Origin of the sequence: Rhodococcus sp. 14-2483-1-2, from assembly GCF_002259405.1 — a bacterium.
GTDB lineage: Bacteria > Actinomycetota > Actinomycetes > Mycobacteriales > Mycobacteriaceae > Rhodococcoides.
This window is the reverse complement of record NZ_NPFW01000012.1, coordinates 36,719-51,706: the sequence shown is the minus strand read 5'-3', so window position 1 is coordinate 51,706 and position 14,988 is coordinate 36,719. Positions and strand designations below refer to the sequence as shown.

At 65.0% G+C, this 14,988-nt stretch carries 10 protein-coding genes; 7 read left to right on the top strand and 3 right to left on the bottom strand.

What is annotated here, in order from left to right:
- Positions 1-553: 553 nt before the first annotated feature.
- Together CH295_RS10645 and CH295_RS10640 are read left to right on the top strand one after the other, a co-directional pair.
- Positions 554-1,441: a hypothetical protein gene (locus CH295_RS10645; protein WP_141216997.1), complete on the top strand. Its 888-nt coding sequence runs from the start codon at positions 554-556 to the stop codon at positions 1,439-1,441.
- Positions 1,438-2,454: a hypothetical protein gene (locus tag CH295_RS10640; protein ID WP_037187215.1), complete on the top strand. Its 1,017-nt coding sequence runs from the start codon at positions 1,438-1,440 to the stop codon at positions 2,452-2,454. Before CH295_RS10645 ends, CH295_RS10640 begins: the two co-directional genes overlap by 4 nt.
- A 503-nt stretch (positions 2,455-2,957) precedes the next feature.
- Here the strand turns inward: CH295_RS10640 and CH295_RS10630 are convergent.
- Entirely contained in the window at positions 2,958-3,179 is a 222-nt protein-coding gene (locus CH295_RS10630) for a hypothetical protein (protein WP_141216718.1), read from the bottom strand.
- 165 nt (positions 3,180-3,344) lie between these two features.
- On the opposite strand from CH295_RS10630, the gene CH295_RS10625 reads away from it, so the two are divergent.
- Complete coding sequence (locus tag CH295_RS10625; RefSeq protein ID WP_037187211.1) at positions 3,345-3,755, top strand: hypothetical protein; 411 nt, start codon at positions 3,345-3,347, stop codon at positions 3,753-3,755.
- 118 nt (positions 3,756-3,873) lie between these two features.
- On the opposite strand, the gene CH295_RS10620 is transcribed toward CH295_RS10625, so the two are convergent.
- Positions 3,874-4,713: an SDR family NAD(P)-dependent oxidoreductase gene (locus CH295_RS10620; RefSeq protein ID WP_094740648.1), complete on the bottom strand. Its 840-nt coding sequence runs from the start codon at positions 4,711-4,713 to the stop codon at positions 3,874-3,876.
- Positions 4,710-5,054 (bottom strand): nuclear transport factor 2 family protein, encoded by a 345-nt coding sequence (locus tag CH295_RS10615; protein ID WP_037187209.1) that lies wholly within the window; start codon positions 5,052-5,054, stop codon positions 4,710-4,712. The genes CH295_RS10620 and CH295_RS10615 overlap by 4 nt, the downstream gene beginning before the upstream one ends.
- 139 nt (positions 5,055-5,193) lie before the next feature.
- Between CH295_RS10615 and CH295_RS10610 the strand changes: the two genes are divergently transcribed.
- From CH295_RS10610 to CH295_RS10590, 4 genes are all read left to right on the top strand, one after another.
- Complete coding sequence (locus CH295_RS10610; RefSeq protein WP_094740647.1) at positions 5,194-6,963, top strand: glycosyltransferase family protein; 1,770 nt, start codon at positions 5,194-5,196, stop codon at positions 6,961-6,963.
- A 10-nt stretch (positions 6,964-6,973) separates the two neighbouring features.
- A complete protein-coding gene (locus tag CH295_RS10605) occupies positions 6,974-10,144 on the top strand; it encodes an arabinosyltransferase domain-containing protein (RefSeq protein WP_252341996.1) in 3,171 nt (1,056 codons plus the stop codon).
- Between the two features lie 75 nt (positions 10,145-10,219).
- A complete protein-coding gene (locus CH295_RS10600; protein WP_094740646.1) occupies positions 10,220-13,537 on the top strand; it encodes an arabinosyltransferase domain-containing protein in 3,318 nt (1,105 codons plus the stop codon).
- A gap of 327 nt (positions 13,538-13,864) precedes the next feature.
- Positions 13,865-14,827 carry a hypothetical protein gene (locus tag CH295_RS10590; RefSeq protein WP_094740644.1) on the top strand — a complete coding sequence of 321 codons (963 nt, stop codon included), beginning with the start codon at positions 13,865-13,867 and terminating at the stop codon, positions 14,825-14,827.
- Positions 14,828-14,988 lie beyond the last annotated feature (161 nt).

Here is a 14,988-nt window from a genome sequence, read left to right as displayed (position 1 = left end):
GTCGGCGACGATCGCCGCGCACCGCGCCTGCGGGGCATCCACCATCACGCTTCCCCGCTCATGAATCGACTACGTGTCGAACGTGGTGAGGTAGTGTCACGGTCATGACACTGCAGAAAGGCGCATGAGCGCCCCGTCGTCCGAGCGCAGACTCTTGCGCCCCCGGTACATTCGTTTCGCTGGCGGCCGACTGTGGGCGATCGATGAAACCCAGCCTGTTGCAGTACTTCTCGAACCGAGATACGGGCAGATCGACCGAATTGTCTCCTGGCCCGAGATACCCTCACCGTCACCCGCACTGACCGTTGCCTCTTATGAGGACCGTGTTTGGCTTCAATACCGCGGGACGGAGGTTCTGGCCTGCGTCACTGCGGAAGGGGTACATCACGCCGAGTATCTCGAAGGCACACAGCTGCTGACGGCAGGACCGTCGGGAGCATGGTGTTTTCGACCCACCCGGATTCGTGACGACGTCGCACGTACCGCGGATGCGCCTCCGCTCCTACGCCCTCGACCTGGACCTCCTTTACTCCTCGCCCACCCGGGCGGAGGCATGTCTCCGATAGCCATCGACGGGGTTGTCTTGGCAGCCGATTTCGACGAAGAATCGGTTCACCTCGGCGTCGAGCACGCCCCATGGTCGCGCACCTATCGGGACACCCCAACTCCGGCAGGATACGTTCTTCGACAATCCAAGTCGTGGATTCACCTACCACTGAACGCAGAGACAACCCGTATCGGACTCGACGACTACCCACGGTCGAAAGCTGACGGCGTCTGGCACACCAGCGAGTACCCGGACACTACTTGCAACGAGCAGCACCGCCGCAAGCGCGCACTGGGCGCCAGCATCCGATGGCACTGGGGCACGCCAGACAGGCGCAGCGGCGTTCTTCTCCTGAAGGCATTCCGTGACGGCTCGTCGACGCCCGTCCGTGAGATCGTACTGACCGGGATCCAAGTCTACGAGGGCACCGCACACGGTGACCGGCTATGGCTTCTGGTCAGATCTGCAGACAGAGGCAGTCCGGGCCGCCAGCTTATTCGACTGCCGATAGACACAGCAGAGCGCGAACTCGAAACAGCGATAGACGATCTGGACATCACGGGGTACTGCAGGCCCGTCGCCCCGGAGCCGCCGGATCATGCGTCGTATGTTCGCTACTGCATTCGTCGACTCGACGGTCGGCAGTTCTCGAACCGAATGCACGACGTGCGAGCCGAGTTCATCGGGGACTGGCCGCGCGGTCGATTGCACATCAGTTTCACGCACGATGACTACGAGCGGCTTACTTTGGTGGCTCGACTCAATCTGTACGACGAACAGGGACAGCGCCTCGACGACATAACTCGTTATGCCCCGACAGAATTGATGGAGCAGGCAGACACTCGCGCCTACCCTGATCGGTCGCACGCCATTGGCGGAGTGTTGTACGTATGACGCATTGGGTCGAGGTGTTGCTGAAGATCGTCGATGGTCCGCAGCGGCCGGTCACGGGCATCGCCCACGCAATTCACGCCGACATCGGTCCGCGAGTCGTCTACGACGCGCACTACGGCATCGTTCCGTCGTACGTGGGTTTCGGACTCGGCGAGGTCCGTCTGTTCCGTTTCGGTCGAAAGACGCGCATGGAGTCCCTCGATGGGAAACCGCTGTTCATTGCCGACGGCCAGAAGTGTTGGGTCTTTCAGGCTGGTCATGACGATCCGATCGAAACAAACGAACTCAACACACGGATACATGACCCTGGCCGGGATCTCATCGTGTCCCGCCCAGTCGAACACTGGGCGCGGCCGGGCCTTACCCGACCCACACGCCCCATCGAAAAGGTCGAGTTCATCGGACGACGCTGCTGGACAGTGGAATTGAAGACCGGCAGCAGGGGCCTGCCGATGGTGCTGACGATCGACACCGAGACCGGGGCCGTGCTGAGGCAGCAGTGCGAGGAGGGCAGTGGGGAGTACGTCCAGTGTGTTGTGTCGAACGAAGTACCGGACTCGACGTTTTCGTGGACCGGCCCGGTCAGAATGGCCCGAAACGTGTTCGCCGAAGATCGGGCGCGCTCGATCGAACGATCGAAGAGCACCATGCAATGGTTCCACGACAACGTCAGCCCACAACGTCTGCAGGCAACCGTCCTGGTCGACTTCACCCCGACCGAGGTGCGACGAGACCCCGAACACCCGGACAGCTTCGAAGCCGATTTCGAGAAGGGTATTGGCCGCCTGTGGCGCCGCACGCGCTCCTGCGAAGACTGGCTGCTCCCCGTCAATTGGACCGCTCACTACCCGACTCCGATCCGAGCGTGGTCCACGGACGAATTCGACTGGGCATGCGCAATAGGTCTGGGAGCGGGCAGTTTGACCGATGCGACAGTGGCGCAACTACAAGACGCTCTGCATCCAGGTCAAGACGTGGTGGGCACACCTCCACTGAATCCGAGACCCCGCTGAGCAGTACGACCGACTCCGATATACAGAGTCACCATAGAAGTTCTGCATGTTGTTGCAGCACTTCAACTTCTGTCGGTATCCAGAGGGCCAATGTTCCTCATTTGATGACGAGCATGGGGTGGTCCAATCGCGTGTGGCCCGCACGGTCGCACCGCACCTGGCGACACCGATTCGCTGCGTGCACAGCAACAGCAGTCACGCTGGTGACCGCTCTTGCCTTGTGCTGGCTGTTCGTCGCTGCCGGTGAAATCTTCACCGATACAGACGAATTCCCGCCTTGGCGGATCGCGCTGGCAGCGATTACAGCGTCGAGCTACCTGCTCGCTCCCACGACAGACCGCACCGCCCGAACACAAGACCGCCTCGGAGAATTCTAAGCCCGCGTCCCGGCCCGTCCTCAGCTTCCTCCGGGGAGTATGCCGCCGTGCAGGTACGACGATATGGGCGAGTGATCGCAGCCGTCCTGGTTGTGGGTTGTTGCAGCGCAGCGAATTCCGCGCCGCCTAGGAAGTCCAGCCCTCGCCCGGAACAGCTTCGTCTTCGGGGTCGGTTGCCAGGAAACCGTCATCGACGGTGTTTGAGCCGGGCCGAGAATCTCGGACCCAGTCACGGATGGATTGCGGGGCATCGCCATCAATGACCGGCTCTTCCAAGGCTGGGTCGTTATCGTCGCCCATTTGGGCACCGACTGTCTGGTCGCCGCGGTGGTTGTTCTGATCGCTCACGGTGGTGTTCTCCAATTCGGTGCCTAGGACCGAGGATCGCTGAACGCAATCGAACCACACCATGTGGTACGAAATATGCCAGAACCAGACATGTACCCCATTCAGGGCATGAACTAGGCGAAGGAGTAGGCGATCAACGACGTCCGGATCGAGAAGAACGGCGACGTGCGATGGGGTCTTGCCGCCTTCATCACTGTCGCACTGCCCGTCGCTGGTTGCACAGTCGACGACACAGCAGTGCCGACTGTGGGCGGGCCAGACGCCGTGATGGTCGCCACCGTGGATTGCGGCGACGACGGCGCAGCTACGGTCCGCGCCACGTTCGGTTCCCGCGACACCGAGGAGCTGTCGGTGGCAAAGGCTCCCGCGATTGCGTCAGCTGACACAGTCCCGATTTACTCCGACGAGTTCAGGGCAGAGGACGGCGCAAACGAATCCGCGTTGACCATCTGGACATCACCTACCCGCGGAGTGTGCACCACTGCGCTGACCGACCCAGCGACGGGCAACGTGCTGGTCCAGGTAACAAGTCCAGCAGCTGAGACAGTCGAAGGCCTGGTGAAATCTGACGGCTAGACGGTGGAGTGTGCATTCGAACGTCGATGCGCTGAGGACCGGCACGTTCGTCAGCTCGGTCGACGTGTAGCGATATAGGTGCACCGATGGGTCGGTGTCGAATTGTTGTTTCGGCGGGTCAGGCGGGGAAATCCGCGCTACGAGACAGCGTTTCGTTCGACCGAATGTCGCCCAGGTTCTGCTCCAGCGCGTCGATCACGGCGTCGTATCCACTGTTGCCCAGGATCAGCCGACGCGGCGGCGGGTCCTGGGCCATCGCTGCGATCACCGCACGGGCACCGCGATGCGGATCGCCCGGTTGCACCCCGTTCATGTCGATGAAAGCGGCACGGACCTCTGTCAGCATGTCGTGGTATTCCGGAATCGTCTCCGAGACGGTCTCGTCGGCGAATCCGGCGTATGCGTTCGTGCGGAAAGCCCCCGGTTCGACCGCCAACACGGAGACGCCGTGCTCGGCAACCTCTTGGCGCAGAGCGTCGGTGACGGCCTCGATCGCGTATTTCGTGGCGCTGTAGTAACCGAATCCGACCGCCGCCAGAAGCCCGGCCACCGAGGACACGTTGACGATCCACCCGCTTCCGCGGGCGCGCATACCCGGCAGCACTGCGCGCGTGACGGTCAGTACGGCAAAGAAATTCAGCTCGAACATCGCCCGTATCGAGGTCTCGTTCATTCCCTCCATCGATCCGTACCAGCCGCGGCCGGCGTTGTTGACCAGTACGTCGATACCGCCGAAGTGCTCCTCGGCTGTTCGTACCGCCTGCAGTACCTGCGCCGCGTCGGTGACATCCATGGGCACGACGAGAACGCGATCACCGTACTGATCGGCCCACGACGCCAGTTCCCCCGGACGCCGAGCCGTGAGTACCACGCGGTCCCCCGCCTCCAGCGCCACCTCGGCGTACGCCATGCCGAAGCCGCCGGGTGTGCCACCGGTGATGAACCATCGCTTGCTCATGGCTCGATCACCAACCGGTCGATCAGCGCGCCGTCCAGCGTGAAGCGGTAGTGCAGGTCGGCGACTCCCCCGGGGAAGTCGCCTTCCAGGTGCTGCTCGACGTCGACGGTCGTGCCGGTCGTGGTCGCTCCGGTGAACTCTGTTGTGTAGGTGTACTCGCTCTCACTGACCGAGGCGGCCAGCCAGGCCTCGATCTCGTCACGGCCCGAGTGGTCGTGGCCCTCATCGGTCACCACGGCATCCGCGGTGAATACGGTGAGCGCTCGAGCGCCCTGTCGGGCGTCGAGTGCGGTCATGAACTTCTTCACGGTGTCCGGGAGTCCATCCCATTCTGTGGTCATGACCCCACCGTGATCCTTCCCCCAAGGGGAGTGTCAACACTCGCCCGAGATCGAGCCCCTCGGCACCGAATCTGCCGGCCGGTGTGACCCAGGTCGTTCGAGTTTTCGCCCATCGTGATCTTTCTGTAACCTCGACGCGATGACCACCCACGACCAGAGAGTTCTCGAGCGGCAGCCGCTTACGGCACCGGCTCGACACTCCGGCGTCGGGCGTGGCGACGTCGTGGCGGCCGTCGGATTTCTGATCGCCGCCGTGTACGTCCTGCAGGGTCAGTGGCGCAATCCGAACGGCGGCTACCTCTACAACAGCGGCCAGGACCAGACGATGTGGGAGTGGTTCTTCTCCGTCGCCGCCCATTCTGTCGCGCATCTGGACAACCCGCTGTGGAGTGACCTGCAGAATTACCCGCTCGGGGTGAATCTGATGGCGAACACGGCAATGTTCGGGATCTCCATTCCGCTTGCGCCGATCACCTTGCTCTTCGGACCCACCGTGACCTGGGCGATTGCCCTCACCGCAGGCCTGGCCGGCACCGCGTTCGCGTGGTTCTGGCTGTTCTCCCGCCAGCTCAACGCGTCCAAGGGTGCCGCTGCAATGGGCGGCGCGTTGTGCGGCTTCGCGCCCGGCATGATTTCCCACGCCAACGGCCACCCCAACTTCGTGGTGCTGTTCCTGCTTCCGGTCATCGCCATGCTGGTCACCCGCATTGCACGTGGCGGCGGGACCAAGAAGAACACCGTCGGACTCGGGTTGATCGTCGCGCTGCAGATCCTGCTCGGCGAAGAGCCGCTGCTGATCTTCGCGATGTCGTTCGCCATCTTCGCCGTCGTCTACTACGTGTCCCGGCCGCGGTCACTGTGGCCTGCCGTCCGCAACGCCGTTCCCCGACTCGCGGTGTCCGCCGGTATCGCGTTGACGCTCGTGGCGTTTCCGCTGTGGTGGCAGTTCTTCGGCCCGCAGTCGTACTCGTTCCTCGAACACGGCGCGATGGGCAACGACGCCAAAGCACTGTTCCAATTCCCGACGCAATCCCTCGGCGGCGAGGCGACGCCGGGGCAGAACGTCCGCATCAACGCCACCGAGGAGAACGCGTACTTCGGCTGGCCGCTGCTGGTGCTGTGCCTCGTGGCAGCGGTGTGGATGTGGCGCGTCGCCTGCGCCCGCGCCGCCGCCGCGACCGCCATCGTCATGAGCGTGCTCTCGCTCGGTGCGACGCTGGTGATCGGCAAGGACGACACCGGCATCACGCTGCCGTGGACGAAGCTCGCCGAGTACCCCCTTGTCGAATCCGTGCTCGAGACCCGCTTCGCGTTGGGCGCGGTACCTGCCCTGGCACTGCTGCTCGTCCTGGCCACCGATCGCACGTTCCGCAACGGACTTCGCCCATTGCCTGCGTTCTGGATCGCCGGCCTCGCCCTCGCTCTCGTACCGCTGATCCCCACGCCGCTGGTGACCGTCGACAAGTCCCCGACCCCGGAGTTCTTCGCCGACGGTGAGTGGGAGAACTACGTCGACGACGGTTCCGTCGTCACCGTTCCCCTCCCACGGCCCGAGGACGCGCGCCCGCTGCGCTGGCAGATGGACGCCGACATGGGCTTCAAGCTGGCCGCCGGATACTTCGTGGGACCGAGCGACAAAGAAGAGAAGGTCGCCAAGTACGGAGCCGTCGACCGTCCGACGGCATTGCTGCTCGGCTCGGTCTACGACTCGGGCACCGTCCCCGAGATCACCGACGATCAGCGCAGCCAGGCTGCCGAGGACATGGCGTTCTGGGAGGCCGACGTCGTCGTCCTTCCGCCGGGCAAGAACACCCTCGCCCTGCGCACCACCGTCACCGACCTCGTCGGCGTCGAGCCTCGATACACCGGGGGCGTGTGGGTGTGGGACGTGCGGACGCTCGTCCCATAGCATCGTCGGCGTGCCCGAGACCGCTCCGAACATCGCGACCGCCCGGCTGATAGCGATCGTCACCGGCATCATCGGTGCCGTCCTGGCCATCGCCACGCCCCTGCTTCCGGTCCAGCAGGACGTCGCGACGCTGTCGTGGCCACAGAGCTCGTTCGGCAGCGTCAACGCCCCGCTGGTGAGTTACTCGCCCGTCGACCTCGAGGCAACCGTTCCGTGCAGCGCAGCCACTGCTCTCACCGACGGCGGCACTCTGGTCTCCACCGCACCCATCGCGGCTGCGAAAACCGAGCAGAAGGCACTGATCGTGCGGGTCGACGACGGCCGACTGCAGGTGCTGCTGCGTGATCGCGTCCTCGCCGAGGCTCCCGTGTCCGAGCTGTCCGAAGACTGCGCACTGACGGTCTCCTCGAACGCCACCAGCACGGTCGTCGACCTCGACGGCGACGCGAACACCGTGGACGGAGACATCCGGCCGCAGGTCGTCGGCATCTACACCGACCTCACCGCACCCGTCGACGGCCTGAACGTGCGTGCCGACATCGACTCGCGCTACTCCTCGAGCCCCACCACGTTCAAGTTGCTGGCCATGATCGTCGGCGCACTCGCCGTGATCGCCTCCCTGTTCGCGCTGCATCGCCTCGACAGCATGGACGGTCGACGCCACCGCCGATTCCTCCCCTCGCGCTGGAAGTCCGTCACCGGCGTCGACGCCGTCGTGGTCGGCGTGCTGGTGCTGTGGCACTTCATCGGCGCGAACACCTCCGACGACGGCTACCTGCTCAACATGGCCCGGGTCTCCGAGAACGCCGGGTACATGGCCAACTACTTCCGCTGGTTCGGCGTCCCCGAGGCACCGTTCGGCATGCCGTACTACGACATGCTCGCCGCCCTCGCGAAGGTCAGCACCGCCAGCATCTGGATGCGCCTGCCCGCCACCATCGCGGCGCTCCTGTGCTGGCTGGTCATCAGCCGCGAGGTGATCCCCCGCCTCGGTCGCGCGGTCCTCACCAACCGTGTCGCACTGTGGACCGCCGGATTCGTGTTCCTCGCCTTCTGGCTGCCCTACGACAACGGACTGCGCCCCGAACCGATCATCGCCCTCGGCGCACTGCTCACGTGGTGCTCGATCGAACGCGCCATCGCCACCGGACGACTACTGCCCGCCGCCATCGGCACCCTGATCGCCGCGTTCTCCCTCGCCGCCGGACCCACCGGACTGATCGCCGTCGCCGCCCTGCTCGCCGGGCTGCGCCCGCTGGTGATGATCGTCGTCAAGCGGGCTCGCCAGGTGGGACTGCTCGCCGTTCTCGCGCCGCTGGTCGCGTCGGGACTGGCGGTGTTGATCGCGATCTTCGCCGACCAGACTCTGAGCACCGTGCTCGAAGCCACCCGGGTGCGCTCGGCCATCGGACCGAACGTGCCGTGGTTCGAAGAACGCGTCCGCTGGGACGCGCTGATGACCATCTCGCCCGACGGCTCGCTCGCCCGACGATTCGGCATGTTCGCGATGCTGCTGTGCATCGTCGTGTGCATCGCGGTGATGCTCCGCAAGAACGGACGCATCCCCGGTACGGCCACCGGGCCATCGCGTCGGATCCTCGGAATCATCCTGGGCGCACTGGCTTTGATGATGTTCACCCCCACCAAGTGGACCCACCACTTCGGCGTGTACGCCGGTCTCGCGGCATCGTTGGCTGCGCTGGCTGCCGTTGCCGTCACCGCTGCGACCGTCCGATCTCCGCGCAACAGAACACTGTTCACCGCCGCCGTGCTGTTCCTGACGGCGGTGGCGTTCACCAGCTCCAACGGCTGGTGGTACGTCTCGAGCTACGGCATTCCGTGGTTCGACAAGCCGCCGTCCATCGCCGGCAAGGGCTTTTCGACGATCCTGCTCGGACTGACCGTTCTGACGCTGCTCTACGCCGCCTACCAACACGTCCGATTGCCCTATCGCAGAAAAGAACCCACCACGCGACGTAGATTCGCGCCGTCCGCGCTGACCATCGTCGCCGGCGGCGTTGTCGCCTTCGAGGTGCTCTCCTTCGTCAAAGGTGCTGTGGCGCAATACCCGGCGTACTCCATCGCCCGCTCGAACTTCTCTGCCCTCGCCGGAAACTCGTGCGGACTCGCCGGCGACGTACAGGTGGAGACCGACGTCAACGGCTCGGTCCTGCAACCGATCGAACCCGGCGTGGACGCACTCGGAGCGGGTGGCAGCACCGGATTCACCCCCGACGGCGTCGCACAAGACCTGACGGCCGACTCCGAGGACACCGCGCAGGGCAGCGCGAACTCCATCCGCCCCGAGGACTCCGAACAGAGCGCGGCGGCCACCTCGTCGAACTCCGCGGGCACCTCCGGTGGAACCAACGAGAACGTCGGAGTCAACGGCAGCACGGTCGCTCTGCCGTTCGGACTCGATCCGAGCACCACACCGGTACTCGGCAGCTTCGGGGCCACCGAGCCTGCGTCCCTGATCTCGGGTTGGTATTCGCTGCCTGGAGAGGGCGACCTCATCACCATCGCCGCCGCCGGCCGCATCCGATCGGTGGACAAGGACGGAATCGTCACCGAAGGCCAACGCGTCGAACTGGAATACGGTCGCCGCGACGGCGGTGACGTGCTCGCGCTGGGACGGATCACCCCGCTCGACATCGGTCCGTCGCCGTCGTGGCGCAACCTGCGCGTGCCGATGAACGAGCTGCCTGCCGACGCAGACGTCGTGCGCATCGTCGCCGAGGACAACGACCTGGCCGGCGATCAATGGCTCGCCGTCACCCCACCGCGCGTCCCGAAGACGCAGACTCTCGACTCATTGGTCGGATCGACCGATCCGGTGTTGCTGGACTGGGCCGTCGGGCTGGCGTTCCCGTGCCAGCGCCCGTTCGATCATCGGGACGGCGTCGCCGAGGTGCCGGAGTACCGGATTCTGCCCGACCGCACCGGTGCCGAGTCCACCAATGCCTGGCAGGACTCGATCGGCGGCGGCCCGCTCGGCTGGACCGAACTGCTACTCGGTGCGCAGACGTTGCCGTCGTACCTCGCCGACGACTACGCCCGAGACTGGGGATCGATCGAGAGATACATGCCACTCGATCCTGACGCGGCGACGGCCGAGATCGCCGTCGAGCAGCGGTCTCGGTCCGGATTGGCCAGCGACGGACCGATGAAAACAGACTGATCCCCTGGTTCTGGAACTATTCCGGGGACGGTGCCTGTGTGACCTCTTCGTCACGCTCGCATAACATCGACTCTCGTGCCCGACGTCGTGACAGATTCATCAGCTGGTCCACCCGTTCCCGCTCCACTGCGAGCCTCGGACGAACTTCGTGCTCAGGTACGAGTTCCCCGGCTGATCGCCATGGTGGCCGGCGTGCTCGGTGTGCTGTTCGCGCTGATCACTCCGTTCGCACCCGTCACTCAGACCACGGCCACCATCGAATGGCCGCAGAACGGCCTCCTGCAGGACGTGGACGCCCCGCTGGTGTCCCAGGCACCCCTGAGCCTCACTGCGACCCTCCCGTGCTCTGCCGTCGCAGCACTTCCCGCGTCGGGCGGGCTGTTGCTGGCGACTGCGCCCCCGCAGGGCGAAGGCGCGGCACTGAACAGTCTGTTCGTGCGCGTCGGCGAAACGAACGTCGACGTTCTCGACCGCAACGTGGTCGTCGCGACGGCACCTCGCGCCGACGTCGAGAGCACCCGCTGCGCGGCCATCGAGATCACCTCGAACGACCAGTACACCTCCGCGGCCTTCACCGGCCTGACCGATGATGACGGCCAGCCTCTGCAAGGCCGGCTCGACGGCGATCTGCGACCCCAGGTCGTCGGCATCTTCAGCGATCTCAGCGGCGCGGCCCCGGCCGACATGTCCGTCACCGTCGACGTCGACTCGCGGTTCTCGTCGTCGCCGACGTTGCTCAAGTCGCTGATCATGATCCTCGCGATCGCCTGCACCTTGCTGGCCATCGGCGCACTCGGTCGGCTCGACGGCACCGACGGCCGCGCGCACCGCCGCTTCTTCCCCTCCCACTGGTGGAAGTTCACCGGCGTCGACGTCACCGTCCTCGGAGTTCTGGTCGGTTGGCACTTCGTCGGTGCCAACACCTCGGACGATGGCTACCTGCTCACGATGGCCCGCGCCGCCGATCACTCCGGCTACATGGCCAACTACTTCCGCTGGTTCGGCGTACCCGAGGCCCCGTTCGGCTGGTACTACGACGTACTCGCCGTCTTCGCCAAGATCTCGACCGCCAGCCCGTGGATGCGTCTACCCGCCCTCATCGCAGGCGTCCTGTGCTGGATGGTGATCAGCCGTGAGGTGGTGCCACGCCTCGGCCGCGCAGTGCGCAAATCCAACGTCGCTCTGTGGACCGGCGGACTGGTGTTCCTCGCGTTCTGGCTGCCGTACAACAACGGACTGCGTCCCGAGCCGATCGTCGCCCTCGGCGCACTCCTCACCTGGTGCTCGGTGGAACGATCCATCGCCACCGGACGACTGCTCCCCGCAGCCGCAGCATGTCTCATCGGAGCCTTCACCCTGGCCGCAGCGCCGACCGGATTGATGTGTGTGGCAGCACTTCTCGCCGGGGCCCGGCCCATCGCGCGCATCGTCGTCCGACGCCACCGCCAGGTCGGCACCCTCGCGATGCTGGCACCGTTGGCCGCGGCAGGCGTACTGGTTCTCGTGGTCGTGTTTGCCGACCAGACGTACGCGACGGTCATCGAGTCCACCCGAGTCCGCACCATCATCGGCCCCAACGAGGCCTGGTACCAGGACTTCCTGCGCTACTACTACCTCTTCGTCCAGACCGTCGACGGCTCCGTCGCACGCCGCTTCGCGTTCCTGACGATGATCCTGTGCCTGTTCACCACTCTGTTCGTGCTGCTGCGTCGCCGACGCATCCCCGGCATCGCGAACGGGCCGGCCTGGCGGCTCCTCGGCGTCGTGCTCGGCACCATCTTCTTCATGATGTTCAACCCCACCAAGTGGACTCACCACTTCGGTTCCTACGCGGGAATCGCCGGTGGACTCGCCGCACTGACCGCCGTCGCCGTCTCGGCCAGCGCCCTGCGCTCGCGACGCAACCGATCGCTGTTCACCGCCGGACTGATGTTCGTTCTCGCACTGTCGTTCTCGGGCATCAACGGCTACTGGTACGTTTCGAGCTACGGCGTGCCGTGGTTCGACAAGACGGTATCGCTGAGCGGCAACGAATCGGGAACCCTGTTCCTCATCCTCTTCGGACTGGTCCTCGCCGTCGCCGCATTCCAGTACCTACGCGAGGGATACGCTCCCCCACAACCGAAACCGACGTCTGCGCGCGGCAAGCGCATCCGTAAGTTCGCCGCCGCACCGCTGACCGTCATCGCCGGAATCATGGTGCTCTTCGAGGTGCTCTCGCTCGTCAAGGGAGCCGTCTCGCAGTATCCCGCCTACTCGCTGGCACGCTCGAATGTGCAATCGGTTCTGGGCAATTCGTGCGGACTCGCCAACGACGTCCTCGTCGAATCGAACCCCAACGCAGGTGTACTGAGCCCGCTGCCGGAGGAATTCGACCCCGTCGCAGGACCCCTCGGCGGATCGAGCAGCACACTGCGCAACTTCACCGCCAACGGCGTCCCCAGCGACCTCAGCGCCGACGCCGTGGAAGTCAAACCAGGACAAGGCAATACCGACCAGCAGTCCGTCGGACCCGCCTTCGAGGAAGGCCAGAGCTCCGGAACTGCAGGAGGCACCGGCGAAGTGGGCGTCAACGGCTCCTCCGCCGCCCTCCCCTTCGGACTCGACCCGGCCACCACTCCCGTCCTCGGCTCGTACCAGGAAGGCGTCCAGGAGCCCGCGTCGGCCACCTCGAGCTGGTACCAACTGCCCGCCCGCAGCGACGACGCACCGCTGGTCGTCTTCTCCGCAGCCGGACGTATCTGGTCCTACGACGACACCGGAGCCCTCACCTACGGACAGTCGCTGCTGCTCGAATACGGCAAGCGCCAGCCCGACGGTAGCGTCCAGGCCCAGGGCACCTACCTGCCGCGCGACATCGGACCCGCACCCTCGTGGCGCAACCTCCGAATCCCGTTGGCAGACATCGCACCCGACGCCGATGCCGTCCGCATCGTCGCCAACGACCCCAACCTCACCGGCGACCAATGGCTCGCGTTCACCCCACCGCGAGTGCCCGTGATGGAAAACCTCAACACCATGATCGGCAGCGAACAACCCGTGCTGCTCGACTGGGCCGTCGGACTGCAGTTCCCGTGCCAGCGCCCCTTCGACCACCGATACGGCGTGGCCGAGGTACCCGGATACCGCATCCTGCCCGACCGCCCACTCGCCGTCAGCTCTACCGACACCTGGCAATCCGGCGAGAACGGCGGCCCCCTGGGCTGGTCCGAACTGCTCGCCAAGCCCGTCACCGTCCCCACCTACCTCGAGAACGACTGGGCCAGGGACTGGGGATCGTTGGAGCGCTACGAGCAGTACTACCCGAGCGCCGTGCCCGCTGAACTCGACACCGCCGACGTCACCCGATCGGGTTGGTACAAAGACGGAGAACTGCGAGTCTTCGAGGACTGACCGCCCGCCCGCCCCCCGCTCCGCGTGAATGGACCCTTGCACACGTCTCGACCGTGCAAGGGTCCATTCACGTATCGGCACGTCGTGGGTCAATGGACCATTGCATACGTCTGAGCGCGTGGATGGTCCATTCACCCTCCGGTGGGGCACAGACCGCGGACTTCATCGGACTCCATCTGACGGCTTTATCATTCGAGTCCGACAGCGTCGTCCGGCTCGCGACCGGTAGCAGCCGATCCATCCACAGCCTCGTCGGGTATCCACAGACAATCGGCGACAGCGTCTAAATGCGAAAAACGTGTCGGTGCCGAATTCGACTCTTCGGGCATGAAAAGACGACAGTGGAACGCAGGTTCGTTGTTCGACCTGAGCTCGACCGGCGTAGTGACGCGCCGACAGCTTCGCGAAGTGGGCGTGAGTGACGCAGCGATCGACGGCAGATGCGCGGCAGGCGGTCCGTGGCAGCGGTTGCTACCGGGTGTCGTACTGCTGCGCAACGGCCATCCCTCGACCCTCGAGCGCTCAGCCGCGGCGCTCGCGTACGGCGGCCCGACGAGCATGATCACCGGCTGCGTCGGACTCGATTCGTTCGGATACGGGACCAACGGATCCTCCGGGGAGGTTCATCTGCTGCTGCCCGCGGAGATGCGTCGGGCATCGGTGTCTTTCGTCCGAGCAGAGCGGACGTGGCGGCTTCCCGAGCCGATCACCAAGGGCAGCATCCGAGTTGCTCCTCTGGTGCGTTCATTGGTCGACGCCACGCGGGCCGCGAGATCCGAGGCACGGTGCGTCGCCTTGCTGACCGAGGTGCTCCAAAGAGGCAGCGCGTCCATCGACGAAATCGCCACCGAACTGGCCGAAGGCCCGCGACGCTACAGTGCGCTCACCCGCCGTGTGCTTCTCGAGTTGCGGGACAACGCGCACTCGGTGGCAGAACTCGAGGATCAACGTCTGTACCGAACCAGCGGGCTGCCCACGATGACGCACAACTGCGACATCTACGCCCGAAGCGGAGAGTTCATCGCCAACACGGACGGGTGGATCGACGCTGTGGCACTGGCACGGGAGATCGATTCCGTGACCCATCATCTGTCACCGGCCGACTACCAGCGGACACAAGCCCGACGCAACCGAATGCAGGCCCACGGTCTGATCGTCGTATCCCATTCACCGCAAGACATCCGCGATCGACCGCATCAGGTGCTCGACGACCTACGGATGAACTACCAGCACGCTCTCGCCCGACCTCGACCGGATGTAGTGATGGTTCCGCGTGAATCGACCGCGTGAATGGACCACAGAACACGTCTGACCGGTGCAATGGTCCATTGACACCGGCCCGGCTGTTGCGTGAATGGACCATTGCATACGTCTGAACGGTGCAGTGGTCCATTGACGCGAACGGGAGCGAAGCGACCCCCTTGCGAGGGCAGGGGCACCACTTCAGTCCG